Here is a 330-nt window from a genome sequence, read left to right as displayed (position 1 = left end):
CGCCAGATGAAAACTTCAATGGTGACATCGATATCAGTTTCGATATCTCAGATGGCACCAATACGGTTCAAGCATCAGCTGACCTAACGGTTAACCCAGTTAACGACCTGCCAGTCCCTCAAGATCAACAGTTCAGCGTTGAAGAAGACGGCACACTCATCTTCACTGATGCAGACCTGTTAACAGGCGCTACCGACATTGAAGGTGATAACCTAACGGTTGAAGGTGTGACCTACAATGGTGGCGACGGTATCCTTACTGACAATGGCAACGGTACGTACACCTTTGCGCCAAATGAAAACTTCAATGGTGACGTAAACTTCGGCTTCG

Annotated in this window: 1 protein-coding gene; it reads left to right on the top strand. The window is 47.6% G+C overall.

The window, feature by feature from the left end; all coding sequences use genetic code 11:
* The coding region (locus AB4323_RS23590) for a tandem-95 repeat protein (RefSeq protein ID WP_372153475.1) at window positions 1-330 on the top strand (330 nt) is incomplete at both ends.

Origin of the sequence: Vibrio sp. 10N.261.52.C11, from assembly GCF_041471405.1 — a bacterium.
Classification (GTDB): Bacteria; Pseudomonadota; Gammaproteobacteria; order Enterobacterales; family Vibrionaceae; genus Vibrio; species Vibrio crassostreae_C.
Note: the sequence above shows the minus strand (reverse complement) of the source record. Positions and strands in the feature narration are given on the sequence as shown.